The organism is Streptomyces sp. OR43, from assembly GCF_008042275.1.
In the GTDB taxonomy this organism is placed as follows: Bacteria; Actinomycetota; Actinomycetes; order Streptomycetales; family Streptomycetaceae; genus Streptomyces.
The window spans coordinates 4,149,094-4,173,624 of the sequence record NZ_RDBK01000043.1 but is presented as its reverse complement, the minus strand read 5'-3'; the positions used below and the strand labels follow the sequence as shown (position 1 = coordinate 4,173,624).

The following is a 24,531-nucleotide window of genomic DNA, read 5'->3' as shown; positions in this document are numbered from 1 at the left end:
GGGCTCCTGGCGGGCTGCGTGAACCCCAGGAGGAGCAACAGATGACGACGAACCGTGGGCGCAAGGACGTGATCCGCGACCGGATGGCGGCGACCGGTGAGTCGTACAACGTGGCCGCCCGCAACCTCAAGGCGATGAAGGACATGGGCGCCACGCGTGAGGCCGTCCTCACGCAGCGCTGGCGTCCGGCCGAGTCGCTCGACGTGCCGTGTCCCTGCGGGGGCACGTGCGAGCCGGGCGAGCGTTGCGAGCGGTGCCACGCGCTGCACCGGCACGTGGCGCGGTACCCGGGCAGTGCCACGGACGTGGAGACGTGGGTCGACCGGTACGAGTGCCTGGGCTGCTCCGCCTCGTACACGCTGATCGTGCAGTTGCCTGGCCGGCCCTGGGGTGTCGCGGAGACGGTGATCCAGGGTGGTTCGGCCGAGTCGGTCGTGCGGGCCCGGGTCTTCCCCGGTGTGGTGCATCCGCTGCTGAAGCCGGAAACGCCGGAAGAGGACTGACGCGGCGCGCCAGTCCTCTTCCGGGCCGGTTCTCAGGCGTCCGGCGTCAGCCGGAGCGAGATCGAGTTGATGCAGTACCGCTGGTCGGTCGGGGTCGGGTAGCCCTCGCCCTCGAAGACGTGGCCCAGGTGCGAGCCGCAGCGGGCGCAGCGGACCTCGGTGCGGACCATGCCGTGGCTGCGGTCCTGGATCAGCTCGACCGCGTCCGTGTCCTTCGGGTCGTAGAAGGACGGCCAGCCGCAGTGCGACTCGAACTTCGTGTCGGAGCGGAACAGCTCCGCGTCACAGGCGCGGCAGGAGTAGACGCCGGTGGTCTTGGTGTCGGTGTACTCGCCGACGAAGGCCGGCTCGGTGCCCGCCTTGCGCAGGACGGCGTACTCGGCGGGGGACAGCTCCTCCCGCCACTGCTCGTCCGGCTTCTCGATGTCGTACGGCACGGTGGCTCCCTCAGCTCGACAGGTGGTCCAGGATCTGCGGGCCGATGTCCGTGACGTCGCCCGCCCCCATGGTGAGAACGAGGTCGCCGGGCTTCGCCATTCCCGCGATGACCTCGGGGACCGTCGCCTTGTCGTGCACGGCGGTGACATCGGCGCCGGCGGCCTTCGCGGCGTCGATGATCAGGGTGCTCGTGATGCCGGGGATCGGGTCCTCGCGGGCCGGGTAGATGTCCAGGACGACGGAGGCGTCGGCCAGCGCGAGGGCCTGGCCCATCTCGGTGCCGAGCTCCTGGGTGCGGGAGAAGAGATGGGGCTGGAAGACGACCAGGATGCGGGCGTCGGTGGCCGCGCCGCGCATCGCTTCGAGGTCGGCCGTCATCTCGGTCGGGTGGTGGGCGTAGCTGTCGATGACCTGGACGCCGGCCGCCTCGCCCTTGAGCTGGAGGCGGCGCTTGACCCCGGTGTACTTGCCGAGGGCCGAGGCGAGGTTGTGCGCGGGGATGCCGAGGGCGACGCCCGCGGCGAGGGCGGCCACGGCGTTCAGCGCGTAGTGGCGGCCGGGGACGGAGACGGTGAAGGTGAGGTACTTCCCGTTCAGGACGACCGTGACCTCGCTGGTCAGACCGCGCGGGGTGATCTTGTGGACGCGGACGTCCGCCGTCTCGGACTCGCCGTAGGTGACGACCTTGAGCGCGGACAGGTCGCGGAGCCGGCGGGTGAGCTCGACGGCGCCGGACTGGTCGGCGGAGATCACCAGGGTGCCGTCGGGGACGATCTTGCCGGTGAAGGTCTCGAAGGAGTCGTAGATCTCGTCCATCGAGGCGTAGTTCGCGTGGTGGTCAAGCTCGACGTTGAGGACGATCGCGACCTCGGGGTCGTACTTCTGGAAGCTCCGGTCGCTCTCGTCGGCCTCGGCGACGAAGATCGCGCCGTCGCCGTGCGTGGCGTTGGTGCCGGGTCCGGCGAGGTCGCCGCCGATCGCGTACGAGGGGTCGAGGCCCAGCTCGCTGAGGGCGACGGCCAGCATCGACGTGGTGGTCGTCTTGCCGTGGGTGCCCGCGACAGCGATGGACCGCAGCCCTTCCATGAGGGAGGCGAGCGCGTCGGAGCGGTGCACGACGGGGACCGAGAGCTCCCCGGCCCGCACCAGCTCCGGGTTGTCGGCGCGGATGGCGCTGGAGACGACCACGCAGGTCGCGTCGTCGGCCAGGTGGCCGGCGGCGTGCCCGATGTGGACGGTCGCCCCCAGCGCGCGCAGCGCCTCGGCCGTGGCGGACTCCTTGGAGTCGCTGCCCGCGACCTTCGCGCCCCGCTGGGTGAGGATCTTCGCGATGCCCGACATTCCGGCGCCGCCGATGCCGATGAAGTGCGGCCGTTCCATGGCGGCAGGAATACCGGGTGCCATGCGTGTGTCTCCCAGGGTGGTACGGGTAGGGGCTCCCAGCCTATTCGCTGTGCGCGAAGAGCTTGAGCACCGGTACGCCCACCTTGTGCCGGGCGCGGGACGCCCAGTCGCGGTGGAAGAACTCCTCCACGTAGTGCGGCGCGGTCAGGACGATGACCTCGTCGGCCGCCGCCTCGTCGACGACGGACGTGAGCTTGTCCAGGGGGTGGTCCTCGATCACCTGTCCGACGGCTTCCGAGCCGGCCTGGCGCAGGGCCTCCAGGGACACCTCGAGCGCGAGTTCGGCGGACTGTCTGGCGTTCTTGCCCTCCGGCTCCTCGCTCTCCCGGGCCGCTTCCTTCAGTTCGCCCATCGCCAGGTCGTCGATGGCCCGCAACAGCACATCCGCCTGGTCACCACGCGGCTGCATGAGCACGACGAAGGAGGTCTGCTCCTCCCCGTGCAGGGTGGTGACGAACTCGACGTCCTCGGAAGTGAGGGGCTTCTCGATCATCAAAACGCTGGTGAACACCACAGGGGCCCTTCTGCTTCAGTGACCGTCGCCGGCCACTGCGGAAACCATCCTTCCCCGTGCTCGCACGGGGTCTGCGAGATCCATTCTGCCCACCGAACGCTAAGCGGAACGGTAAATTCCGCTCATTGTCGGATCCGACGGTACCGAGCGAACAGGAAACCGGCCTCTTCCAGCAGTGATGCCAGGGAGAATCGTTCCGGCACGGCCACCGCCGGACCTCCCGCGATCCGCTGCGCGTCACCGGCCGTAAGCATGGGGGCCAGGGTCAGGCACAGCTCGTCCAGCACGTCCGCCGCCACGAACTGCCCGAGCAGCCGGGGCCCGCCCTCCGTCAGCAGCCGGCGGTGCCCGCGGTCGGCCAGCTCCCGCACGGCACGGGCGGGGTCCACCCGTGATCCCTCCCCCGCGATCACCACCTCGGCGCCCGCCTTCCGGGCCGTCTCGATCCGGTCGGGCGGCGCGCCCGCGCCGGTGAGCACGAGCGTCGGGACCAGCGGCGAGACGAAGAGCGGCAGCGAGAAGTCCAGGTCCAGGCTGCCGCTCACCACGGCCACCGCCGGCGCGGGGCCCTGTCCGGCGGCCTCCCGGCGCGCCGCGAAGGCCTCCCGGGCCCGGGCGGGACGGTAGCCCTCCAGCCGTACCGTCCCGGCCCCCGCGATCACCACGTCGGCCAGGCCCCTCAGGGTCCCGAAGATCCGCATGTCGCTGTCGCAGGAGATCGGCTGCGAGCGGCCGTCGTGCTGGGCGGCGCCGTCGAGGGTCGACACCATGTTGGCGCGCAGCCAGGGGCCGTCCGCTCCGGGGTAGGCGTAGGCGTCGGCGAGGGCGTCCAGGCTCCACTCGCCCGGGTCGTCGGCCGCTGTCGGATCAGTCACAGGGAACAGGCGTCGCATGTTCCGCAGTCTGGCACGCCCTAAGCTGGGGAGTTGTGTCCTCCTCCACCGCCGTGCCGGGGTCCAGCCCCATAGCCGAAACGGCCCCGCTGTCCCTGTGCGCCCTCGAGCCGCACGTCCCCGCCGACCGTCTGGTCGCCGAGATGGTGCCGCCGCCGCGCTTCGACTCGGTGCGTTTCGACACCTACGTCCCCGACCCGAACCAGCCGAGCCAGACCGAGGCCGTCAAGGTCCTCTCCGACTTCGCGGCCGGGCTGGGCGGGGCGCACGCGACGGGCGCCGGCAAGCGCAAGTGGTTCGGCGGCAGGAAGGCCGTGGCGCCCAGCGGCCCGCGCGGGGTCTATCTCGACGGCGGCTACGGCGTCGGCAAGACCCATCTGCTCGCCTCGCTCTGGCACGCCACGCCCGCGGCGCCCTCGCTGAAGGCCTTCGGCACCTTCGTGGAGCTGACCAACCTGGTCGGCGCGCTGGGCTTCCAGCAGACCGTGCGGACCCTGAGCGGCCACCGGCTGCTGTGCATCGACGAGTTCGAGCTCGACGACCCTGGCGACACCGTGCTGGTCTCCTCGCTGCTGAGCCGGCTGGTCGAGGCGGGGGTGGCGCTCGCCGCGACCTCCAACACGCTGCCGGGCAAGCTCGGCGAAGGCCGGTTCGCCGCGGCCGACTTCCTGCGGGAGATCCAGGGCCTGTCCTCCCACTTCCGCCCGCTGCGCATCGACGGCGAGGACTACCGCCACCGCGGCCTGCCCGACGCCCCGCCGCCGTACTCCGAGGAGCAGGTCACCAAGGCCGCGTACGCGACCGAGGGCGCCAGCCTGGACGACTTCCCCGCGCTGCTCGACCATCTGGCCCGCGTCCATCCGAGCCGGTACGGCGCGCTGACGGACGGCGTCCGGGCGGTGTGCCTCACCGAGGTGCAGCCGGTGCCCGACCAGTCGACCGCGCTGCGGCTCGTGGTGCTCGCGGACCGGCTGTACGACCGGGAGGTTCCGGTGCTCGCGTCCGGGATGCCGTTCGACCGCCTGTTCAGCGAGGACATGTTGAACGGCGGGTACCGGAAGAAGTACTTCCGGGCAATCTCCCGGCTGACGGCGCTGGCGCGTGACGCAAAGGGGATGGTGGCGCAGTAGGTTCGGGGACGTAACACCGGGGAGGCACGACGGAGTGCCTCGCCACCCCCGTACAACCGCGCATTCCGTTTGAAGGGAACCAGCATGGCTACCACGCGTCAGGCGCACACGGTCTGGGAAGGCAACCTGATCGAGGGCAAGGGTGTCGTCACCCTCGACTCCTCGGGGATCGGGGAGTACCCGGTCTCCTGGCCGTCCCGCGCGGAGAAGGCGAACGGCAAGACCAGCCCGGAGGAGCTGATCGCCGCGGCGCACTCCAGCTGCTTCTCGATGGCGCTCTCCAACGGTCTCGCCACGGCCGGCACCCCGCCGACCCGGCTGAACACCCAGGCCGAGGTCACCTTCCAGCCCGGTACCGGCATCACGGGCATCCACCTCACCGTCCAGGGCGAGGTGCCGGGTCTCGACGAGGCGGGCTTCGTCAAGGCGGCCGAGGACGCGAAGGCGAACTGCCCGGTCAGCCAGGCGCTGACGGGCACGACGATCACGCTGAGCGCCTCGCTCGCCTGACCGCCCTCTCCCCCACCGCCCCCGGGCCGGCACCTGCCGCCCGGGGGCGGTGCTGTCCGCCCCCGGCCATCGCACAGTCCCGCAGGAGTGCGTGGATGGGCTGACGCGAGCTCAGGCTGCCTGGAGGGTGAATGCGAACGTGGCAGCGCTGAGCAGGAGCATGCCGGTCGCGTTGAGGAAGAGATTGCGGCTCAGGTCGCGGGCCCGAACGTGCAGGGTGATCGCGACCAGGAAGTAGCAGACCAGAGCGGCGCCGGTCAGCACCGCGAGCGGGGTGAACCAGATGCCTGCGACGAGTCCTGCCGCCGCGGAGGCCTTGATGAGGGGCAGGAGGGGCCACAACCGGCGGGGAAACCCCACGTCCTGGAGGCAGTCACGGATGAAGTCGGCTGGTTTGACGCACAGCACCGCGTCGGCGAGCTGGACGACGGCGAGGCCGGCGAGCGGCCACCAGGGCTGGATCATGGTCAGTCCTTCGGGGACATGGTTCCGGTCGTTGAGTGTGACCTGGTGGGACAGGACGGTGCCGCGAAATGCGACATCTTCCCCCGGGTGGTGCGTCAGGCATTCCTTTGATTCGGGCCCCTGATCGGGTGTCACGATTGCCGGGCGGTTCTTCAGGGGCGTCGGTCAGGAGGACAGCGCGGTGAGGCAGCGGTCGCCTTCGCGGTCGAGGGCTCCCTCCGAGGAGCAGGCGGGTAGTCCGCTGGGAAGGATGTTGTCCTCGCAGCTGTCGTTGCCGGCCGGACAGAGCGCGAAGCCCCGGCGTGCAGCACGCCGGTCAAGCGCAGGCGACACAGCGGGAGGCTGTGCCCGCCGGGCAATTCGGCTGCCACGTAAGCAAATCCTGCACGGCAGCAGACCCTGAGGGCGACCGTCTGCGGCCATCGCTCGCGGGCATGGCGCTCAGGCCCTGGCGCAGGTGGTGCTGTATCGGTTCCGGGGTGGCTTCGGCACGGGCTCCATCCTGCCGGACGCGCCGGCGGTCCGCCATGCCCTTGGACGTGGCAGGTGGGCAGTTGACGGGGACGGCGGTTGCGGTGCGGCCGGCGGCGGCGGAGGTACGCGAGGCCGGTGCGGACGGCGGTCCCGGCGGGGTGCGGGCGGCCGTCGTGGCCACGGCGACCAGCACTCCACCGCGCCCGGGGGCGGCCGGGTCACAACGGGCCATCGCCCGGCAGGCGGCCGACACCTGCTTCGCGCCGGTCTGCGCCTCCGCAGGCCGGCCAGATCCTGGCCGGTCTCCGCCTCCCAGGCCGGCCAGGATCTGGCCGGCCTGGCACCCGCACTGGCATGTCCGCCGCTCCTCCACACGCCTCCTGCCTCAACCGGGTCGAGCCATTCCCTCCGCGTTCCGGTCGGTCGGCGGCCCATGACGGGCGCGGGCGGCCCCGAGCCCGGTCCGGCTCTCGGCCTGTCCATCGCCTCCAGCATCGCCGAGGCGCACCGGGGCCGGCTCGAACTCGACACCCGGCCGGGCGCGGGATCGACCTTCCGTCTGCTTCTGCCCCGGAGCGTCGGGGCAGGACCGGCCAGTCGGCCGTGACAACGTTCACCGAAGGCCTCGAACGGGCAGGCCTGCTTTTGACAATGCCATGTCACCTGTCCGCCAACAGGGAGTTGCCACATGTCAACCGCGTCCCGACCTCTCGCGACACGCCGCCAGGTCCTGGCCACCAGCGGCGCAGCCGCCGCGATCGCCTTCACCGGTGCCTTCACCGAACTCTTCGCGGGCACGTCCGCCGCCCGCGGTCACGCGGGCTACGGCCCGCTGGTGCCCGACCCGGGAGGACTGCTCGACCTCCCGAAGGGCTTCCGCTACCGGGTGCTGTCCCGGGAGGGCGACCCGCTCCGCTCCGGCGAGGGCCCGGTCCCCAGCAACCACGACGGCATGGCCGCGTTCGTCGGCCGTCGCGGGCATGTGACCCTCGTGCGCAACCACGAGAACCGGGTCACCGGGAAGATCGCCGTGCCGACCGTCAAGGGGCTCACCTACGACCCGATGGGCAAGGGCGGCTGTACGGCCCTGGAACTCGACGGCCGCAACCACGTCCTCGGTGAACGCGTCGCCATCGCCGGCACCGCGGTCAACTGCGCCGGTGGCCGTACCCCCTGGGGCACCTGGCTGACCTGCGAGGAGACCGAGGACAAGGCCGGCACCAACGGCTACACCAAGGACCACGGCTTCATCTTCGAGGTGGACGGCGCGAATCCGCACCGTACCGGCGCCGTACCGCTGACCGCCATGGGCCGTTTCCAGCACGAGGCGATCGCGATCGATCCGCGCAGCGGCGTCGTGTACGAGACCGAGGACGCGTTCGAGAAGCCGTTCGGGCTCTTCTACCGCTTCCTTCCGGAGAAGCCGCTCGGCGGCACGGGCTCGCTGCGGGCCGGCGGCCGGCTGGAGGCCATGCGGGTGCCGGGGGTCCCCGACCTCTCCGCGGTCCAGGAGACCGGGACGAGCTTCGAGGGCATCGAGTGGGTTCCCGTACCGGATCCGCTGGCCGCCGAAACAGCCATCCGCTTCCAGGACTTCGGACCCAAGGGCATCACGCACGGCCAGAAGCTGGAGGGCTGCTACTGGGGCGGCTCCTCGGTCTACTTCGTCTCCAGCTTCGCGCACAGCGCGGAGGGCTCGGCCGCCGACCACTTCGGACAGGTCTGGCGGTACGAGCCGAAGCGGCGCCGGCTGACCCTGGTCATCGCCTTCGGACCGGACACGGACATCCAGCTGCCGGGCGAGTCCCCGGACAACATCTGTCTCGCCTCCGACGGCGGACTGATGGTGTGCGAGGACGGCGGCGGGGCGCAGCACGTGTTCGGTCTGACGCGGGGCGGCGAGGTGTACGCGATGGCGCGCGGCCGGCAGAACATCGGGACGGCCGAGGAGCCGGAGTGGGGCGAGTTCGCCGGGGTCACGTTCGCACCGGACCAGGAGACGATGTTCGTCAACTGCTACACGCCGGGGACGACGTTCGCGGTGACGGGGCCGTGGCGCTGACGCGCTGACGCTCCGGCACCGGCCGGCTGAGCACAGAGGCGGCGCACCCCGTTCCGATGCGGACGGCACGTGGATGCGGTCGGGTCCGACCGGCGTGGGCGCGCCGGTGCGGCGGCGCGGAGCGCCACTCGCCCGGCCGAACGCTTCACGGCGCAGGCCGATCCCGGTCGGATGATCGGCTATTTTCCGTGAGTGACCAACTTTGTACAGAAAATGACGGCTATGGCCGTCCTGGGAGCGGTCCTCGGTGGCGGGCTCGTCGCCTGCGCGGCCTCGGACGGCTCCCGCGGTGACCGGCGCGCGGATGCGGACCGTACGACCGCGGCCGCACGCGCGCCGGTCCACGTGCCATCGGCGACGCCCCGGCCCTCGAAGAAGCCGCCCACCATGGCACCCGGCCCCGCCGGCCTCACCCCCGTCCTCGAGCGCGGGCCGAACCGTACGGACAAGGTCGTCGCGCTCACCTTCGACGCCGACATGACCGCCGACGAGGGGCCGCGCGCGGCCGCGGGTGAGCACTTCGACAACCCCGGGCTGATCGCGCTGCTGCGCCGGCTGAAGGTGCCGGCGACCGTCTTCATGACCGGCCGGTGGGCGGAGGAGTACCCGGCCCAGGCCCGCTCGATCGGCACGGACCCGCTCTTCGAGATCGCCAACCACTCGTACAGCCACTACGCCTTCACCTCGCCCTGCTACGGGCTGCCGACCGTGGAGGAGGGGGCGGTCCACGACGAGGTGGCGCGGGCCTTCGGAGCGATCCGGAAGACCGGCGCCCGGAATGTCGTGCCGTACTTCCGCTTCCCCGGCGGCTGCTACGACGATGCCGCACTGCGCGCGCTCGCGCCGGAGAAGGTGACCGCGGTGCAGTGGGACGTCGTCAGCGGTGATGCCTTCGCGACGGACGCGGACGCGGTGGCGCAGCAGGTGCTGGACGGGGTGAGGCCCGGATCGCTGGTCGTCATGCACTGCACCCGCAGCGCGGCTCCGGTCACGGACGAGGCGGTGGACCAGGTGGTTCCGGAGCTGCGGAAGCGTGGGTACCGCTTCGTGCGAGTGTCGGAGCTGATGGCCGGCTGACACCGAACGGCCTACGTCAGCCGGAGCAGGCCGTGCGCTGGGCCTCCTGCCACGCGCAGACCGGGCAGAGCGTGATGCCCTTGACCGACTCGGCGTATTCGGTCGGCTTCCGGCACAGCACGCACTCGGCGTACGGCGGGCCTTCGGCGGTGCCGGGCGTCGGTACGGCCGGCGTTTCGCAGGACGGCTCGTGCGCGGGTTCGTTCATGCGGACGAGCCTACTCAGCCGCGCACCGACGTGAGCCGGCAGGCGAGCGCGGCCGCCGCGGTCGCGACGGCCACCGCGCCGAGGAGCGGGAGGACCGGCACGTGGACGGTGCCGGTGTGCGAGCCGGTGACCAGCCCCGTCACCGCGAACTTCGCGGGCGACCCGCTCGTCACCAGGGCCAGCAGCGCCGCGAGCACGGTCGCGGCGATCGACCAGCCGCGCCGGTGCAGCAGGGGCCGGGCGCACAGCGCCCCGACGGCCGCTCCCAGCAGGACGCAGCAGGCGGCGGCGAGCAGTCCGGCGAGGCCGGCGGACGGCAACGGGACGTCGACCGTGTGGTCCGTGCTCGCCGGCTCACTGATCAGCAGCACGACCGCGGTGGCGGCCGCGCCCAGGAGTCCGGCGCACCCCGACGCGGCGAGCAGGGCGGAGAGGTGGGCCCGCGGCTGCCCGCCCACGGCCGCGGCGACGACCGTCCGGGCGGCGGGCGGTTCCTGGGTGACGCAGACCCGCACGAGCCAGGCGGTGACGGGGAGCAGCCCGGCCGCGGCGTAACCGAGCGAGTCCAGCACGGGCTGGCCCGAGCGGACGCCGACCCCGAGGAAGGCCGCGTACAGGAGCACGGGCGCGAGCCAGCGCTGGGAGCGCAGCAGCAGGGCGGCCTGGTAGCGGATCAGCGCGGTCATGCCGCCTCGTCGGGGGCGGTGGAGAGGTGGTTGATGTGCCAGGGCGGGCGGGCCGTGAGCAGGGCGCTCAGCAAGGCGTCCGAGTGCCCGGCGTCGACGGTGAGGCGCACGCCTCCGTCGTCGGCGGCGGTCTTCTCGGGCGCGCCGGGCAGTCCGGCGGGGAGCGGGGCGCCGGGCGGACCCGTGACCTCGATCCGGACCCGGGGGCCGGCGGTCGTCCCGGCGGGCGCGGGGGGCGCCGCGACCAGCCCCGTGCCCTCGACGCGGAGGGTCATGCCGACCGCGCCCGCGAGCCGGTGCGGATCGTGGTCGACGTAGACGACGGTGGAGCCCGCGGCCACCCGTGCCGCGACGGCCCGGTCCAGTTCGTCCCGCGCCGCGGTGTCCAGCCCGGTCCATGCCTCGTCCAGGACCAGCAACTCCGGCTCGGCCAGGAGCGCCTGGGCGACGGCGACCTTCTGACCAGTGCCCTTGGACAGCTCCGCGAGCGGGGTCCTGGCGTGTTCCGCGGCTCCGAAGCGGGTCAGCCACTCCTGGGCGCGCGCGGCCGCCTCGGTCCGGCGCAGTCCGTGGATCCGGCCGAGATGGACGAGGTAGCCGGCGGCGGTGAAGGGCAGCGCCGCCGGGAACCGCTCGGGGACGTACGCCGTGCGCGGCCGGCCGCCCGTGATCCGGCCCTCGGTGGGGGCGTCGATCCCGGCGAGGAGCCGCAACAGGGTGGATTTGCCGGTGCCGTTGGCCCCTTCGACGCGGACGAGGGAGCGGGCGGGCAGCGCGAGGTCGACCCCGCGCAGCACCCAGGGTCCGGCGAGGCCGTACCGCCGGCCGACCGCGTCCAGTCGCAGGACGTCCGTACTCAGTTGGACGACGCCTTCTCTGTCTTGAGTTCGCTGGGCCGTACGATCACGAACCCCTCGCCCTCCAGCCGCAGCTGGACCGCCTCCCCCGAGCCGCCGCGCAGCATCGAGCCGACGCTCTGCGAGCGGTGCAGCGACGTGTTCAGATGGGCGCTCCAGCCGACGACCGCGTCCGTGTCGACGCAGACCGGCTGCTGAGGCGAGACGGGGATCACTATGGGATTGCCCTCACACATCAGGCCGAGCTTCCCGTAGCCGGTGAAGACACTGTTGAAGAGTCCGCCGCCGGTCATCCCGGCGCCCTTCACGGTCTTGATCTCGTACGCGAGCGTGGCGTCGAAGCACAGGACGTTGCGGCCGTTGATGGTGAGGACGTCGCCCTGCTCCATCTCCACGATGAAGCAGTTGGCCGCCTCGTGCGCGAACCATGCCTCGCCCTGGCCGCGCACCGCCATCAGCGGCAGCCCCTCGCCGGTGACGGCACGCTTGAGCATGCCGCCGAGGCCCTGGCCCTTGCGCTCGAACTGGAGGTCACCCCGGAAGGCGATCATCGATCCCTGCCGTGCGTGCATCTCGCCGTTGACCGCGTACTTGATGGATTTGGCGTTCTGCAAGGTCATCCCGGGGGCGGTGGCCTGCTGTGCCATGTGCTCGCTGGAAAAGAGATCGCTCTTCATGCGGTGCATCCTCACCCGGAGGGTTTCATTCCGCCAAGAACGCGTTTCGGGGCGGCTGGCAGACTGGACGGGTGAGCAGCCACGACACCTCCGAGTCCCCGTCCGTTCCCGCAGGCATGCCGGCGGACAGCCCTTTCCGTTCCGAGCGGACAAACCGTGACGAAGCGCCTCAGTACGTCCTCCCGTTGGTGGTGCACATCGAGAAGGCGGCGCCCCCGGCCCGTACCGACGCCCTGCGCACGGCCGCCCGGGCGGTACTGGTCATGCTCTCCGACGAGCGGTCGACGGGCGAGGGCGAGTGGGCGCGGGTGATGCGCGACTGGCAGGACGCCCGGATCCGGAAGGTGGTGCGCCGGGCGCGCGGCGCGGAGTGGCGGAAGGCCTCCGCGCTGCCCGGGATCACGGTCACGGGCGATGAGGCGGAGGTGCGGGTCTACCCGCCGGTGCCGCTCGACGGCTGGCCGAAGGAGCTCGCCAAGCTCCAGGTCTCGGGCACGGATCTGGACGACCCCGAGCCCCCGGCCGCACCCGACCTCACAGGCCCGGTCCTCTGGCTGAACCCGGAGCTCGGCATGTCCGCGGGCAAGGAGATGGCGCAGGCCGGGCACGGTGCCCAGCTCGCCTGGTGGGAGCTGTCGGAGACGGAGCGCAAGGCCTGGCGCGAGGCGGGCTTCCCGCTCTCGGTCGCCACCCCTGACGCGGACCGCTGGCGGGAACTCACGGTGAGCGGGCTGCCGGTGGTACAGGACGCGGGGTTCACCGAGATCGCTCCGGGCTCGTGCACGGTGGTCGCCGACCATCCGGCCCTGCGCCGCTGACGGACGGGCGGTCGCGCCGCCCTCATGGATTCCCCCCGGCCGTGAACAACCCGGTCCGCCGATACGTACCTCCTGACACCGTCGCACTGGCGATACTGCCCAGTAGGTTGAACGGCCGGTCAGCGCCCGGCCGTTGCCACGGCGGTTGATTGGACGCCGTCACGCCTCGGCCCGGGAGAATCCTCTGTGCGACGCATCAACGGAACGGCCCTCATCATCGCGGCGCTCGTCGCCACGCTCGGCGCCCTCGCCTACCCGGTCTGGTCGTACGCCGACCGCTCCGGCACCGGGGAGGCCAACCTCGACGCGTCGTCCACCTCGACCCAGTGGGGTCCGCTCTCCGCGACCGACCGGGACTTCCTGGTGAAGGTCCGCCTCGCCGGGCTCTGGGAGCTGCCCGCCGGGCAGCAGGCGATCGAGCGGGCGCCGACCGAGGCGATCAAGGCGGCCGGGGACCATCTGGTCGTCGGGCACACGGATCTGGACCGCAGGGCGCGTGAGGTCGCCGCCAAGCTGGGTGTGGAGCTGCCGAACCAGCCGACCGAGCAGCAGCAGGGCTGGCTGCGGGAGCTGACCGCGGCGAGCGGCCAGGAGTACGAGCGCAAGTTCGCCAATCTGCTGCGCKACGCGCACGGCAAGGTGTTCGCGCTGATCGCCCAGGTCCGGCACACCACCCGCAACACGCTGATCCGGCAGCTGGCGACCGATGCCAACGTGACCGTGCTCGACCACATCACCATGCTGGAGGGCACCGGCTTCGTCGACTTCGACGCCCTGGCCCGCGAGGCGGCCGGAGCGGCCACGGCCAGCCCGACCGGCCCTCCGGCGGCGCCCCGCGGCTCGGTCCTTCCGCAGCCGGTTCCGGCGGCACCGACCGGGGACCAGTCGTTCACCTCACGGCCCTCCACGGCCCCGATGCCCTGAGAGAACGCACCGCCCCGGCAGCGCGGCGGGAACCTCAAATCGAGCTCTGAACGTCCCCCTCTTCGGATTCAGCGCGGTGCGGCGGGGTCATGACCCCTGCACAGAGCGGCGAAGGGGGACACCATGGAGCTGGGAATCGGGATCGGCTGGCGGCCGGAGATCGCCGACGCGGTGGAGGCGCTGCCGGGGATCGACTGGGTGGAAGCGGTCGCGGAGAACCTCTGCGCCGATCATCTGCCCGCCTCCCTGGCACGGCTGCGGGAGCGCGGCGTCACCGTGGTGCCGCACGGGGTCTCGCTGGGCCTCGGCGGCGCGGACCGCCCCGACCCCGGCCGGCTCGCCGGTCTCGCGGCGCGGGCCACTGCGCTGGGCACGCCCCTGGTGACCGAGCACATCGCGTTCGTCCGGGCCGGCGGGGCGCGCACCGCGTCGCCGGTGCTGGAGGCGGGACACCTGCTGCCCGTGCCGCGTACCTGGGCGGCGCTGGACGTGCTGTGCGAGAACGTGCGCGTGGCGCAGGACTCGCTGCCGGTGCCCCTGGCGCTGGAGAACATCGCGGCGCTGATCTCCTGGCCCGACGAGGAGCTGACCGAGGGCCAGTTCCTGGCGGAGCTGGTCGAGCGCACGGGGGTGCGGCTGCTCATCGACGTGGCCAATCTGCACACGAACCACGTGAACCGGGGCGAGGACCCGGCGACGGCCCTCGACGAACTGCCCGTGGAGGCCATCGCGTACGTCCATGTGGCGGGCGGCGTGGAGAAGGACGGCGTCTGGCACGACACCCACGCCCACCCGGTCACCGCTCCGGTCCTCGACGTCCTCGCCGAGCTCCGCTCCCGTATCGCGCCGCCCGGCGTCCTGCTGGAGCGCGACGACGACTTCCCGCCGGCCGCCGAGCTGGCGGGCGAACTGAACACGATCCGCGCCACGCTCGACGCGGCAGCGGACCGGGACGGCGCGCGCAGGTCCGTCTCCGCGACGCTCGACACGAACCCGGACGGCGCGCGCCGGTCCGCCCCCGCCACACTCGACCCGGCCACGGACACGGCCGGGGGCGGGGGCGGCGTGCCCCGGTCCGTCCGCCGTGCGCCGAGGACCACGCCCCCGGCGCACAGCCCCGGGGACCCGGAGGCGCTGCGTGACGGGGTCGCGGTCGCGCAGACCTCGCTGCTGTCCGCCCTCGTCGCGGGCACCCCCGCCCCCGAGGGCTTCGACCACCGCCGGCTCGGCGTCCAGAGCCGGGCCCTGGCCGCCAAGCGCGCCGACGTCGTCGCCAAGGTGGCCCCTGAACTCGCGCGGATCCTCGGCCCCGCCTACCGCGGCGCGTTCCTCGCGTACGCCAGGAACCGCCCGATGTCCGCCGGATACCGGCGCGACGCCCTGGACTTCGCCGAGCAGCTGCTCATCGCCGGCCGCCCCTCGGACGAGGCGGCCCGCCGCCGGCTGACCCACTGGTGGCAGGACCGGACGGCTCCCCGGCCACCCCGCCGCACCGCCCGGCTGGTCCGGGCGGCCCGTTCCGTACTCGCAGGGAGGTGACGGGGCATGAGCGTTTTCGCCCTGGTCCTGACACTGGCTGTGGTGGTCTCCTCGACGCTGCTGATCGTGGGAGCCGGCCGCGCGCGGCCCCGTACGGACGGAGTCGTCCACGACCTGTCCGAGGTGGCGTTCCTGAACGGCGGGCCCGGCCGCGTGGTGGACACCGCGCTCGCCGCGATGCTGGAGGACGGCCGGCTGCTCGTCGGCGGTCCGGGGATCGTCGCGGTCCAGCGGCCGGTCGCCCACGACCCGGTGGAGCGGGCGGTGCTCCATGAGCAGGCCGCCGCTCCGAGCGGCGCCCTGCACACCCTGCGGAACGCCGTGATGCGCCATCCCGCCGTGCAGGAGGTCGGGGACGGCCTGGCCGCGCGCGGTCTGCTGAACGTGCCCGGGGCGAACCGGACGTGGCGTCGCTGGGGCATGACGCAGGCAGTGACCTGCCTGCTCGGCCTGCCGGTCTGCTTCGCGCTGACCATCGCCGAGTTCACCTCGTCCGACAGCCTCGGAGAGACGCCGGCGCCGTTCATCGTCAAGGTGCTCCCGGCGCTGCTCGGCGGGGCCGTCGTCGGGCTGGTCGTCGCGGGCGCCGCCCGCGCCCGGATCACCAAGGCGGGCCGCAGAGCCGCGGCGGCGTTCCGGATCGCCTACGGGCAGGGGACGGGAACGGCCCATCTGGTGGCCACGGCCGGGCCGCGGGCACTCCGCGACCCGGCGCTGCGGGCGCATCTCGTCACGGCGGCGCGGATGCGGCCGGCGGGACCGCCCATGCCCTCGCCCTCGCACCACGCGTCCGACTCCGCGGGGCTGCTGCTCGTGCCCACGGTGTGGTGCGCGGGATCGAGCCCCGGCGACGGCGGCTGCGGCAGCTCCGCCGGGAACAGCGGCGGAGGCGGGMGCGGCTCCGGGTGCGGGTCGGGCTCCGGGTGCGGGTCCGGGTCCAGTTGCGGCTCCGGATCCAGTTGCGGCTCGGGATCCAGTTGCGGTTCCGGATCGAGCTGCGGCGGCAGTTCGGGGTCCAGCTGCGGCAGCAGTTCCTGAGCGGTCGCCGTCCGCATCCTGAAATCCTCTGGCGCTCCGGGCCCGGCTCGCATAGAACTCCGGCATGCTCTGGGTTCTTTTTCTGCTGGTCGCATGGGGTGCGGCAGCCGTCTCCTGCGTACGGCTCTGCCTCGCTGCCGCCCGCCTGGCTCCGCCGCGCGGCGCGCTGCCGCGCGGCGCGCTGCCGCGCGAGCCTCGGCGTGCGGCGGACGGCCCTGAACTCACGCTGTACGAGACCGCGTTCCTGGCCGGCGGCCCGCACCGGGTCGCCGATCTCGCGCTCGTCACCATGCATCTGCGCCGCCGGCTGCTGCTCGCGCACACCGGCTGGGCGACAGTGGTCGACCCGGCCGGCCACGACGACGTGGAGCGCACGGTGATCCGGGCCATCGGCCCGCAGGGCCAGTCCCCCATCCCGCCGGTCCGTGCTGCCGCGGCCGCGGCCGACGCCGTGCGCGCCCTCGCCGACCGGCTGGTCGCCGCGGGGCTGGCGCTGCCGGGCGGGGCGGGGACGGACCTCGTGTCGGCGGTACGGGCGGTGCGCGGGGCCGCGTTGCTGGTGGCCGCGATGGGCACCGCGGCACTGCTCACACCCGGCCGGGAGGAGGGCCCGGGCGGCTCGGGGATACCCGTGCTCGTCTGGTTCGGGCTGCCGCTCGTGCTGACCTTGGGCTGTCTGGCCATCGCCCGGATGGAGGTGCATCCGTACAGCTCCTGGGCCTCCCCCGCCGGACAGCGGCTGCTGGACAGGCGCACGGCCGCCGCGGGCGGCCCGGAGGGCGATGTGCTGATGGCGGTCGCCGTGCGGGGCGTGCGCGCGGTGGCCGACCCGGCGCTGCGGGCCGCGCTCGGCGGCCGGGGCACGCGGAACGTGCCGTAGAAGACGCCGGTGCGGCGCGCGGGAAGCGCGCCGCACCGGGAGCCGAACCCGGTGTCGCTGGAACGGCGGCCGGCACAGGGTGCCGGGGGTTCCGCCGTCTGATCTTCCGGGTTGGGGTGGTCGGAACCCGCTCGCTACGCGAGCCCGGCCACCAGGTCTGCGACCGACTTGCGCCGGCCGGTGTAGAAGGGGACCTCTTCGCGGACGTGCATCCGCGCCTCGGAGGCCCGCAGGTGACGCATCAGGTCGACGATGCGGTGCAGCTCGTCGGCCTCGAAGGCCAGCACCCACTCGTAGTCGCCGAGGGAGAAGGAGGCCACGGTGTTGGCACGCACGTCGGGGAAGCCGCGGGCCATCTTGCCGTGGTCGGCGAGCATGCGGCGACGGTCCTCGTCGGGCAGCAGGTACCAGTCGTAGGAGCGCACGAAGGGGTACACGCTGATGTAGTCGCGCGGCGTCTCGTCGGCGAGGAACGCCGGGACGTGCGACTTGTTGAACTCGGCGGGGCGGTGCAGCGCCATGTTCGACCAGACCGGGTCGAGGCTCTTGCCGAGGCGGGTGCGACGGAAGAGGTTGTACGCCTCCTGCAGCGCGTCCGACGTCTCGGCGTGCCACCAGATCATGACGTCGGCGTCGGCGCGCAGGCCGGAGACGTCGTAGGTGCCGCGCACGGTGATGTCCTTGGCCGCGAGCTGGTCGAACAGCTCCTGGACCTCGCCGGAGTACGCCGCGCGGTCCGTGTCCGCGGGCAGCACGTCGCGCAGCTTGAAGACGGACCACAGCGTGTAGCGGACGACGTCGTTGAGGTCCTTCGCCTTCTTGCCGGCGTTGGGGGCCTTGCTTGATGTCACAGTCTCAGGAGCACTCATACGGCTATTGTCCCGCCTCGCTCCGTGTGCCCTGAACCAGGGTCCCCGTGGCGATGATCTCTCCGTCGTTCTCCCCGCCGCTCCCTCCCGCGACGTCCCGGGCGATCTCGTCCGCGGCCCGGTGCGCGCTCGCGACGCAGGCGGGGATGCCGACTCCGTCGTAGACCGCGCCGCAGACGCGCAGCGCGGGCATCTTCGCGACCTCCTCGCGGATCCGGGCGACGCGGCCGAGGTGGCCCACGGGGTACTGGGGCAGTCCGCCGATCCAGCGGGTGACTTCGGTGGCGACGGGCTTCGCGCCCAGTCCGGTCGCCGCGGCGAGGTCGCTCAGCGACACGTCGACCAGCTCGGCGTCCTCGCGGTGCAGATGGTCCTCCTCGCCGTAGCGGCCCACCGAGGTGCGCAGGACGAACAGGTCCGGAGCCGCGTCGGCGACCCACTGCCACTTGTGGGTGGAGAAGGTGGCGGCCTTGATGGTGCGGCCGTCGACCGGGGGCACGAGAAAGCCGGAGCGGCCGTCGAAGGCCTTGGAGCCCGTCACGTCGGAGCGCCGGAAGGCCATGGTGACCAGGGCCATCGACGCGTACTCGACGCCGGCGAGCTCGGCGGATGCGGCCGGCGACTCCGCCGCGAGCAGGGTGGAGGCGGACCAGGCGGGGGTGGCGAGGACGATGCCGTCGGCGGTGATCACCCGGGCGTCCGTGCGCACGTCCCAGCCTTCGGCGGTACGGGTCAGGCCCAGCACGGGGGTCTCGGTGAGGATCTCGCCGCCTCCGGCGCGTACCGCGTCGGCCACCGCGCCCGGCAGGGTGCCGAGGCCGCCGGCGATCCCCTGGAAGACCGGTCCGGTCTGCTGCCGGGCGGCGGCCTGCTCCTGGATCCGGGCGACGCCGTCGAGCAGGGAGCCCGCCTGCCGGGCGACCTCGAAGAGCTGCGGTACGGCGGCGCGCATCGAGATCCGGTAGGCGTCGCCCGCGTACACCCCGCCCAGGAGCGGCTCGACCAGCCGGTCCACGACCTCGCGGCCCAGCCGGTCCGCCACGTACGCGCCGACGGCCACGTCGTCCCCGACGGCGGTCGGGGTCAGATCACGTTCCTGGGCGATGCGCGCGAGGCCCTCGGGCGACAGCACCTCACCGAGGACCGACGGGTCGCCCGGTACGCCCATCACATGGCCCTTGGGCATGGGGCGCAGCGCGCCCCGCGTCCACAGCGCGGCGGTGGCGGTGGCGGGCGGCTGGAGCCGGTCGCCGAGGCCGACGGCACGGGCCAGGGCGACCGCCTCGGGCCGGCGGGCGAGCATCGACTCGGCGCCGAGGTCGACCTGGACGCCCGCGACCTCACCGGTCATGAGCTTGCCGCCGAGCCGGTCGGTGGCCTCCAGGAGGGTGACCCCCAGACCGGCGCCGAGGAGCCGGTGGGCGGCCGCGAGTCCGGCGATGCCGCCGCCGATGACGACGACGTGGCCGGGAGCCCTGTCCGCACGGTGTGTTGAACGCTGCATGCCCCCACTCTCTCAAACCCTGTCCGAGTCCTGACCGTGACCGCTTCGAAACCGGTATCCCGAAACCCGTTCCACCACCTCGTACGTCGAACCGGAGCCATCAATCACCCGTCCTGGGGGGACAGTTATGCAGGCAGCACCCATCACCCGTACCCACAGACGCACAGCCCGCCGCACCCGCACCCGCACCGGGCTCGCCGCCGGGCTGCTCACCGCCGTCCTGGCGCTGAGCGGCTGCGGCGCCGGCGACGGCGCCTCCTCGTCCGACGAGCGGGCCCTTTCCGCCGACGCGCAGAACAAGTCGGATGCCTCCGCCGGGAAAGCGGCCGCGGACCTCAAGGAGGGCGCGGCCGAGCCGGGTACGCCGAAGAAGCCGAATCCTGCGGCCGCCACGCACGTCATCCGCACCGCCTCCCTGTCCGTGGAGGTGAAGAGCGCGTCCAGAGCGGCGGCCGCCGCCCGTACGGTCGTGCAGAACGCGGGCGGACTGGTCGCCAACGAGTCCACCGAGCAGGTGGACGACACGCACGACTCCTCGCATCTCGTCCTGCGCGTGCCCCAGGCCGAGTACGACGGTGTGCTGCGGGAGCTGTCCGGGGCGGGGAAACTGATCTCCCGCTCGTCGGCCGCCAAGGACGTCACCGACCAGGTCGTCGACGTGGAGAGCCGGATCGCCACCCAGCGCGCCAGCGTGGCGCGGGTGCGCAAGCTGATGGACCGGGCCGACAAGCTCGCCGATGTCGTCACGCTGGAGGGCGAACTGAGCAGCCGTCAGGCCTCGCTGGAGTCCCTGCTCGCCCAGCAGGCCTCGCTCAAGGACCGTACGACGCTGGCGACGATCACGCTCGATCTGATGGAGCCGGAGTCGGCACCCGAGGACGACAACGACGATCCGGGGTTCGTGGACGCGCTGAGCGGTGGCTGGCACGCCTTCCTGACGATGCTGCGGTGGCTCGCGATGGCGGTGGGTGCCGCGGCCCCGTTCCTGGCCGTCGCGGCCGTCCTGGTGATCCTGTGGCGGCGTCTGCCGCGTCGCCGGGGCGGAAAGGCGGGGCAGCGGCCGCCGGCGGGCGGCTGAGCGTTCCCCGGGGGCGCCGCCGCGCCCCCGGGGCCGGCGGCGCCGTAGCGTAGGCCTTTCGCAGGGACGTCGAAGGGACCTGGCATGGCGGCGGAACGACTGGTGGTCATCGGCGGTGACGCGGCGGGCATGTCCGCCGCCTCGCAGGCGCGCCGGCTCAGGGGCCCGGAGGAGCTGAGCATCACCGCCTTCGAGCGGGGCCATTTCAGTTCGTACTCCGCCTGCGGCATCCCGTACTGGGTCGGCGGCGACGTCGAGCGGCGGGACGACCTGATCGCCCGCACCCCCGAGGAGCACCGGGCCCGCGCCATCGACCTGCGGATGCGCACCGAGGTGACGGAGATCGATGTCGCGGGGCAGCGGGTGCGCGCCCTGGACCGGGAGTCGGGCGAGACCTCCTGGACCGGCTTCGACAAGCTGGTGATCGCGACGGGCGCCCGCCCGGTACGGCCCGCCCTGCCCGGGGTGGACGCGCCCGGCGTCCACGGTGTGCAGACCCTGGACGACGGTCAGGCCCTGCTGGACACCCTGGACCGGGCGACCGGGCGGCGCGCGGTCGTCGTCGGCGCCGGGTACATCGGCGTCGAGATGGCCGAGGCGATGCTGAAGCACGGCTTCGAGGTGACCGTGCTCAACCGCGGCGAGCAGCCGATGGCGACGCTCGACCCCGACATGGGGCGCCTCGTCCACGACGCGATGGACGGGCTCGGGATCACGACGGTGAACGGGGCCGCGGTCACCGCGATCCGTACCGGGCCGGACGGCCGGGTCGCCGCCGTGGAGGCGGCCGGCGTGTCCTACCCGGCGGACGTGGTGGTGCTCGGCATCGGCGTCGAGCCGGAGACGACGCTGGCCCGGGCGGTCGGGCTGCCGCTCGGCCCGCACGGCGGGCTGCTCACCGATCTGTCGATGCGGGTCGTGGGCCACGACAACATCTGGGCGGGCGGCGACTGTGTCGAGGTCCTCGACCTGGTGGCGGGCCGCACCCGCCACATCGCCCTGGGCACCCATGCCAACAAGCACGGCCAGATCATCGGGTCCAACGTCGGCGGCGGCTACGGGACGTTCCCGGGCGTGGTCGGTACGGCGGTGAGCAAGGTCTGCGACCTGGAGATCGCCCGCACGGGCCTGCGTGAGAAGGACGCCCGCGCGGTCGGCCTGCGCTTCGTCACGGCGACGATCGAGTCGACGGGCCGGGCGGGCTACTACCCGGGGGCACGGGCCATGACGGTGAAGATGCTCGCGGAGTACCGCACGGGCCGGCTGCTGGGCGTGCAGATCGTGGGCCGGGAGGGTGCGGCGAAGCGGGTGGACGTGGCGGCGGTGGCGCTCACCGCCGGGATGACGGTGGAGCAGATGACGGCGCTCGACCTGGGCTACGCGCCGCCGTTCTCCCCGGTCTGGGACCCCGTCCTGGTGGCGGCCCGCAAGACGGTGACGGCGCTGCGGAAGGCGGGCACCGCCTGAGCGGCGCCCGCCTTCCCGTCGTTCAGCGCGCGGTGCTGGTGTGGACGTACTCGACGAGCCGTGACAGCGCGTCCGGGTCCATGTTCGGCATCACACCGTGGCCCAGGTTGAAGATGTGGCCCTCCAGACCGGCGGCGGCGTCCAGTACCTCCTGGGTCTTGGCCTCCACCGCGGCGGTCGGGGCGAACAGCACGGCGGGGTCCAGGTTGCCCTGGAGCGCCTTGCCGGGGCCGACGCGGCGCGCGGCCTCGTCGAGCGGGACCCGCCAGTCGACGCCGACGACGTCCGCGCCGGCCTCGCCCATGAGCCCGAGCAGTTCACCCGTGCCGACACCGAAGTGGATGCGCGGGACGTCGTACGACGCGACGGCGTCGAAGACCTTCGCGGAGGCGGGCAGCACCGAGCGGCGGTAGTCGGCGGGGGCCAGGGCGCCGACCCAGGAGTCGAAGAGCTGCACGGCGGAGGCGCCGGCGTCGATCTGGACCTTGAGGAAGGCGCCGGTGATCTCGGCGAGGCGGTCGAGCAGGTCGGCCCAGAGCTCCGGGTCGCCGTACATCAGGGCCTTGGTGTGCTCGTGGTTGCGGGACGGGCCGCCCTCCACGAGGTAGCTGGCGAGCGTGAACGGGGCGCCGGCGAATCCGATCAGCGGGGTGGACCCGAGTTCGGCGGTGAGCAGGCCGATGGCCTCGGTGACGTACGGGACGTCCTCGGGCGTGAGGTCGCGCAGCCGGGCGAGGTCGGCGCGGGTGCGGATCGGCTCGGCGATCACCGGTCCGACGCCGGGCTTGATGTCGAGGTCGATGCCGATGGCCTTGAGCGGCACGACGATGTCGCTGTAGTAGACCGCGGCGTCGACCTTGTGGCGGCGGACGGGCTGCATCGTGATCTCGGCGACGAGCTCCGGCATCGTGCAGGACTCGAGCATCGGGATGCCTTCGCGCACCTTCAGGTACTCGGGCAGCGAGCGCCCCGCCTGGCGCATGAACCAGACCGGCGTGTGCGGCACGGGTTCGCGGCGGCACGCCTTCAGGAACACCGAGTCGTGGGTGGCGGAGGTCTTCGTCTGGTGGCCCGAGGGGCGGTCAATGGCACTCACGCACCGAATCTTCGCATGCGCGCGGAATGAGCCCTGCCCCGCACGGGTGTCCTTCCGCGCGCGAGGCTCCGGTTCCGCCTACTCTTCCCCGCATGGCTCCGGCGCAGGGACACTTCTCCGATCAATCCGATGGTGCTGACGGCACGGACAGTGCGGAGGGTGGTTCCGTCCCGCCCGCGTTCCGTTCGGCGGTGGACGCGCTGCGCTCGGCGCGGCTGCGGGCCGAGCTGGAGGTGGAGCCGACACGCCCACCGAAGCGTCTGGCCCCGTACGCGTACGCGCTGGAGGCGGCGGTCGTCGACGGCGATGACGATCTTGCCGACGGCCGGCTCGTCCTGCTCCACGATCCGGCCGGGCACGAGGCCTGGCAGGGCAATTTCCGGCTGGTGACGCTGGTGCGCGCCGAGCTGGAGCCGGAGATGGCCGCCGACCCGCTGCTACCGGAGGTGTGCTGGTCCTGGCTGACCGGGGCGCTGGAGGCGCGCGGCCTGTCGTACGGGGCGGCGGGCGGCACGGTCACCCGGGCGAGTTCGCACTCCTTCGGTGAGCTGGCGAGCCGGCGTCCGGCGACACAGATCGAGATCCGGGCGTCGTGGACCCCGCGCGAGGGCCGCGGCGGCGTGCCGGACACGGCGGCGCATCTGATGGCGTGGGGCGACCTGCTGTGCCAGATCGCCGGTCTGCCGCCCTCGGAGCCGGTGGACGCGGCGGTGGTGACGCTGCCGCAGCGGCGCGGCCCGCAGGTTCCGTAGGACGCTCGCCTGCCCGTCCCGCCGCCCCCAGGTTCCCCGTGACGCTGCGTCACAAAACCTCGTACAGCCACCGGCTCTCTTTTCGTACAATCGATCGCGCGTCCTATTTGCCCGAATTGTTACTCACCAAATCGTGATCTTCCTCTAAAGGAGCAGGGGTCTGCTGCCGAAGGAGTCAATGACCCTTCAAGCACGGTTCGCCCCGGCTTCATCCCCGAGCCGGCCCGTCCCGCCACTCCCCAGGAGGCCTGGTGTCCGTTCTCCTCGAGCAGCCCGCAAGCCTGGTCGCCTACCGCCCGAACAAGCCGACGGCCATGGTCGTCGTGGCCGACCCGCGCGTCCGTTCCACCGTCACCCGCCATCTGTGGGCACTCGGAGTACGTGACGTCATCGAGGCGTCGTCCATCGCGGAGGCCCGCCCCCGCGTCGGCAACCCGCGCGACATCTGCGTAGCCGACGTCCACCTGCCCGACGGTTCCGGGCTGACCCTGCTGTCCGAAACCCGAGCCGCCGGCTGGCCGAACGGCCTCGCCCTCTCCGCCGCCGATGACATCGGCGCGGTGCGCAACGCCCTCGCGGCCGGACAGTTCGCGGTAGCCGCCCGGGTGATCGCCGCCTTCGCCGCGGGCTCCGGCCCGGTGGCCGTGGACGCCGAGCGCGCCTCCGGT

At 72.8% G+C, this 24,531-nt stretch carries 26 protein-coding genes; 14 read left to right on the top strand and 12 right to left on the bottom strand.

Translation table 11 applies throughout. From position 1 onward, the window contains the following. The first annotated feature begins 41 nt into the window (after positions 1–41). Positions 42–503, top strand: coding sequence for a hypothetical protein (locus tag EAO72_RS37890; protein WP_148021521.1), 462 nt, complete (start codon positions 42–44; stop codon positions 501–503). 32 nt (positions 504–535) lie between these two features. Here the strand turns inward: EAO72_RS37890 and msrB are convergent, their stop codons facing one another. The 4 genes from msrB to EAO72_RS37870 all read right to left on the bottom strand — a co-directional run bounded on the left by msrB (position 536) and on the right by EAO72_RS37870 (position 3,752). Continuing rightward, positions 536–940: a peptide-methionine (R)-S-oxide reductase MsrB gene (gene msrB, locus EAO72_RS37885; RefSeq protein ID WP_148021520.1), complete on the bottom strand. Its 405-nt coding sequence runs from the start codon at positions 938–940 to the stop codon at positions 536–538. A gap of 10 nt (positions 941–950) precedes the next feature. Next, a complete protein-coding gene (gene murC / locus EAO72_RS37880) occupies positions 951–2,345 on the bottom strand; it encodes a UDP-N-acetylmuramate--L-alanine ligase (RefSeq protein WP_148021519.1) in 1,395 nt (464 codons plus the stop codon). A 40-nt stretch (positions 2,346–2,385) separates the two neighbouring features. Then, complete coding sequence (locus EAO72_RS37875) at positions 2,386–2,838, bottom strand: indole-3-glycerol phosphate synthase (RefSeq protein WP_148021518.1); 453 nt, start codon at positions 2,836–2,838, stop codon at positions 2,386–2,388. Positions 2,839–2,981: 143 nt separating this feature from the next. Continuing rightward, positions 2,982–3,752, bottom strand: coding sequence for a pyrimidine reductase family protein (locus EAO72_RS37870; RefSeq protein ID WP_148021517.1), 771 nt, complete (start codon positions 3,750–3,752; stop codon positions 2,982–2,984). Between the two features lie 35 nt (positions 3,753–3,787). Between EAO72_RS37870 and zapE the strand changes: the two genes are divergently transcribed. Both zapE and EAO72_RS37860 read left to right on the top strand, forming a co-directional pair. After that, complete coding sequence (gene zapE, locus EAO72_RS37865; RefSeq protein WP_148021516.1) at positions 3,788–4,882, top strand: cell division protein ZapE; 1,095 nt, start codon at positions 3,788–3,790, stop codon at positions 4,880–4,882. 84 nt (positions 4,883–4,966) lie between these two features. Next, positions 4,967–5,392: an OsmC family protein gene (locus EAO72_RS37860; protein ID WP_148021515.1), complete on the top strand. Its 426-nt coding sequence runs from the start codon at positions 4,967–4,969 to the stop codon at positions 5,390–5,392. A gap of 111 nt (positions 5,393–5,503) precedes the next feature. On the opposite strand, the gene EAO72_RS37855 is transcribed toward EAO72_RS37860, so the two are convergent. Next, entirely contained in the window at positions 5,504–5,857 is a 354-nt protein-coding gene (locus EAO72_RS37855) for a DoxX family protein (protein ID WP_148021514.1), read from the bottom strand. A 1,162-nt stretch (positions 5,858–7,019) separates the two neighbouring features. On the opposite strand from EAO72_RS37855, the gene EAO72_RS37840 reads away from it, so the two are divergent. Continuing rightward, positions 7,020–8,393, top strand: coding sequence for an alkaline phosphatase PhoX (locus tag EAO72_RS37840; protein ID WP_148021513.1), 1,374 nt, complete (start codon positions 7,020–7,022; stop codon positions 8,391–8,393). 213 nt (positions 8,394–8,606) lie between these two features. Next, entirely contained in the window at positions 8,607–9,470 is an 864-nt protein-coding gene (locus EAO72_RS37835; RefSeq protein ID WP_187285424.1) for a polysaccharide deacetylase family protein, read from the top strand. A gap of 16 nt (positions 9,471–9,486) precedes the next feature. On the opposite strand, the gene EAO72_RS37830 is transcribed toward EAO72_RS37835, so the two are convergent. Genes EAO72_RS37830 through EAO72_RS37815 form a run of 4 tightly spaced genes read right to left on the bottom strand, consistent with a single transcriptional unit; the run spans position 9,487 to position 11,898 of the window. Further along, positions 9,487–9,678, bottom strand: coding sequence for a hypothetical protein (locus tag EAO72_RS37830; protein WP_148021512.1), 192 nt, complete (start codon positions 9,676–9,678; stop codon positions 9,487–9,489). 14 nt (positions 9,679–9,692) lie between these two features. Next, entirely contained in the window at positions 9,693–10,364 is a 672-nt protein-coding gene (locus EAO72_RS37825; RefSeq protein WP_148021511.1) for an ABC transporter, read from the bottom strand. Further along, positions 10,361–11,161: an ATP-binding cassette domain-containing protein gene (locus EAO72_RS37820; RefSeq protein WP_148021510.1), complete on the bottom strand. Its 801-nt coding sequence runs from the start codon at positions 11,159–11,161 to the stop codon at positions 10,361–10,363. The genes EAO72_RS37825 and EAO72_RS37820 overlap by 4 nt, the downstream gene beginning before the upstream one ends. A 59-nt stretch (positions 11,162–11,220) precedes the next feature. Then, complete coding sequence (locus tag EAO72_RS37815; RefSeq protein ID WP_148021509.1) at positions 11,221–11,898, bottom strand: AIM24 family protein; 678 nt, start codon at positions 11,896–11,898, stop codon at positions 11,221–11,223. A gap of 71 nt (positions 11,899–11,969) precedes the next feature. Between EAO72_RS37815 and EAO72_RS37810 the strand changes: the two genes are divergently transcribed. From EAO72_RS37810 to EAO72_RS37790, 5 genes are all read left to right on the top strand, one after another. Next, positions 11,970–12,716 (top strand): peptidyl-tRNA hydrolase, encoded by a 747-nt coding sequence (locus tag EAO72_RS37810; RefSeq protein ID WP_148021508.1) that lies wholly within the window; start codon positions 11,970–11,972, stop codon positions 12,714–12,716. A gap of 186 nt (positions 12,717–12,902) precedes the next feature. Next, positions 12,903–13,640, top strand: a complete 738-nt coding sequence (locus EAO72_RS37805; protein WP_148021507.1) for a DUF4142 domain-containing protein — start codon at positions 12,903–12,905, stop codon at positions 13,638–13,640. A 123-nt stretch (positions 13,641–13,763) separates the two neighbouring features. Continuing rightward, on the top strand, positions 13,764–15,179 hold the full coding sequence (locus EAO72_RS37800) for an MbnB/TglH/ChrH family RiPP precursor modification enzyme (RefSeq protein ID WP_148021506.1): 1,416 nt from the start codon (positions 13,764–13,766) through the stop codon (positions 15,177–15,179). 6 nt (positions 15,180–15,185) lie between these two features. Next, positions 15,186–16,217 (top strand): TIGR04222 domain-containing membrane protein, encoded by a 1,032-nt coding sequence (locus EAO72_RS37795; protein WP_148021505.1) that lies wholly within the window; start codon positions 15,186–15,188, stop codon positions 16,215–16,217. Positions 16,218–16,281: 64 nt separating this feature from the next. Then, complete coding sequence (locus tag EAO72_RS37790; RefSeq protein WP_148021504.1) at positions 16,282–17,097, top strand: TIGR04222 domain-containing membrane protein; 816 nt, start codon at positions 16,282–16,284, stop codon at positions 17,095–17,097. A 134-nt stretch (positions 17,098–17,231) separates the two neighbouring features. Here EAO72_RS37790 and hemQ read toward each other — a convergent pair whose 3' ends face one another. Both hemQ and hemG read right to left on the bottom strand, forming a co-directional pair. After that, entirely contained in the window at positions 17,232–17,966 is a 735-nt protein-coding gene (gene hemQ / locus EAO72_RS37785; protein WP_148021503.1) for a hydrogen peroxide-dependent heme synthase, read from the bottom strand. Between the two features lie 4 nt (positions 17,967–17,970). Further along, positions 17,971–19,470: a protoporphyrinogen oxidase gene (hemG, locus tag EAO72_RS37780; protein ID WP_148021502.1), complete on the bottom strand. Its 1,500-nt coding sequence runs from the start codon at positions 19,468–19,470 to the stop codon at positions 17,971–17,973. Positions 19,471–19,597: 127 nt separating this feature from the next. Here hemG and EAO72_RS37775 point away from each other — a divergent pair, with 127 nt between their 5' ends. Continuing rightward, complete coding sequence (locus tag EAO72_RS37775) at positions 19,598–20,548, top strand: DUF4349 domain-containing protein (protein ID WP_148021501.1); 951 nt, start codon at positions 19,598–19,600, stop codon at positions 20,546–20,548. Positions 20,549–20,632: 84 nt separating this feature from the next. Further along, positions 20,633–22,015 carry an FAD-dependent oxidoreductase gene (locus EAO72_RS37770; protein WP_148021500.1) on the top strand — a complete coding sequence of 461 codons (1,383 nt, stop codon included), beginning with the start codon at positions 20,633–20,635 and terminating at the stop codon, positions 22,013–22,015. Positions 22,016–22,037: 22 nt separating this feature from the next. Here EAO72_RS37770 and hemE read toward each other — a convergent pair whose 3' ends face one another. Beyond that, entirely contained in the window at positions 22,038–23,111 is a 1,074-nt protein-coding gene (gene hemE, locus EAO72_RS37765; RefSeq protein WP_148021499.1) for a uroporphyrinogen decarboxylase, read from the bottom strand. A 92-nt stretch (positions 23,112–23,203) separates the two neighbouring features. Here hemE and EAO72_RS37760 point away from each other — a divergent pair, with 92 nt between their 5' ends. After that, positions 23,204–23,863, top strand: coding sequence for a DUF3000 domain-containing protein (locus tag EAO72_RS37760; RefSeq protein ID WP_148021498.1), 660 nt, complete (start codon positions 23,204–23,206; stop codon positions 23,861–23,863). Positions 23,864–24,114: 251 nt separating this feature from the next. Then, on the top strand, positions 24,115–24,531 hold a 417-nt coding region (locus EAO72_RS37755; RefSeq protein ID WP_261991766.1), incomplete at its 3' end, for a response regulator.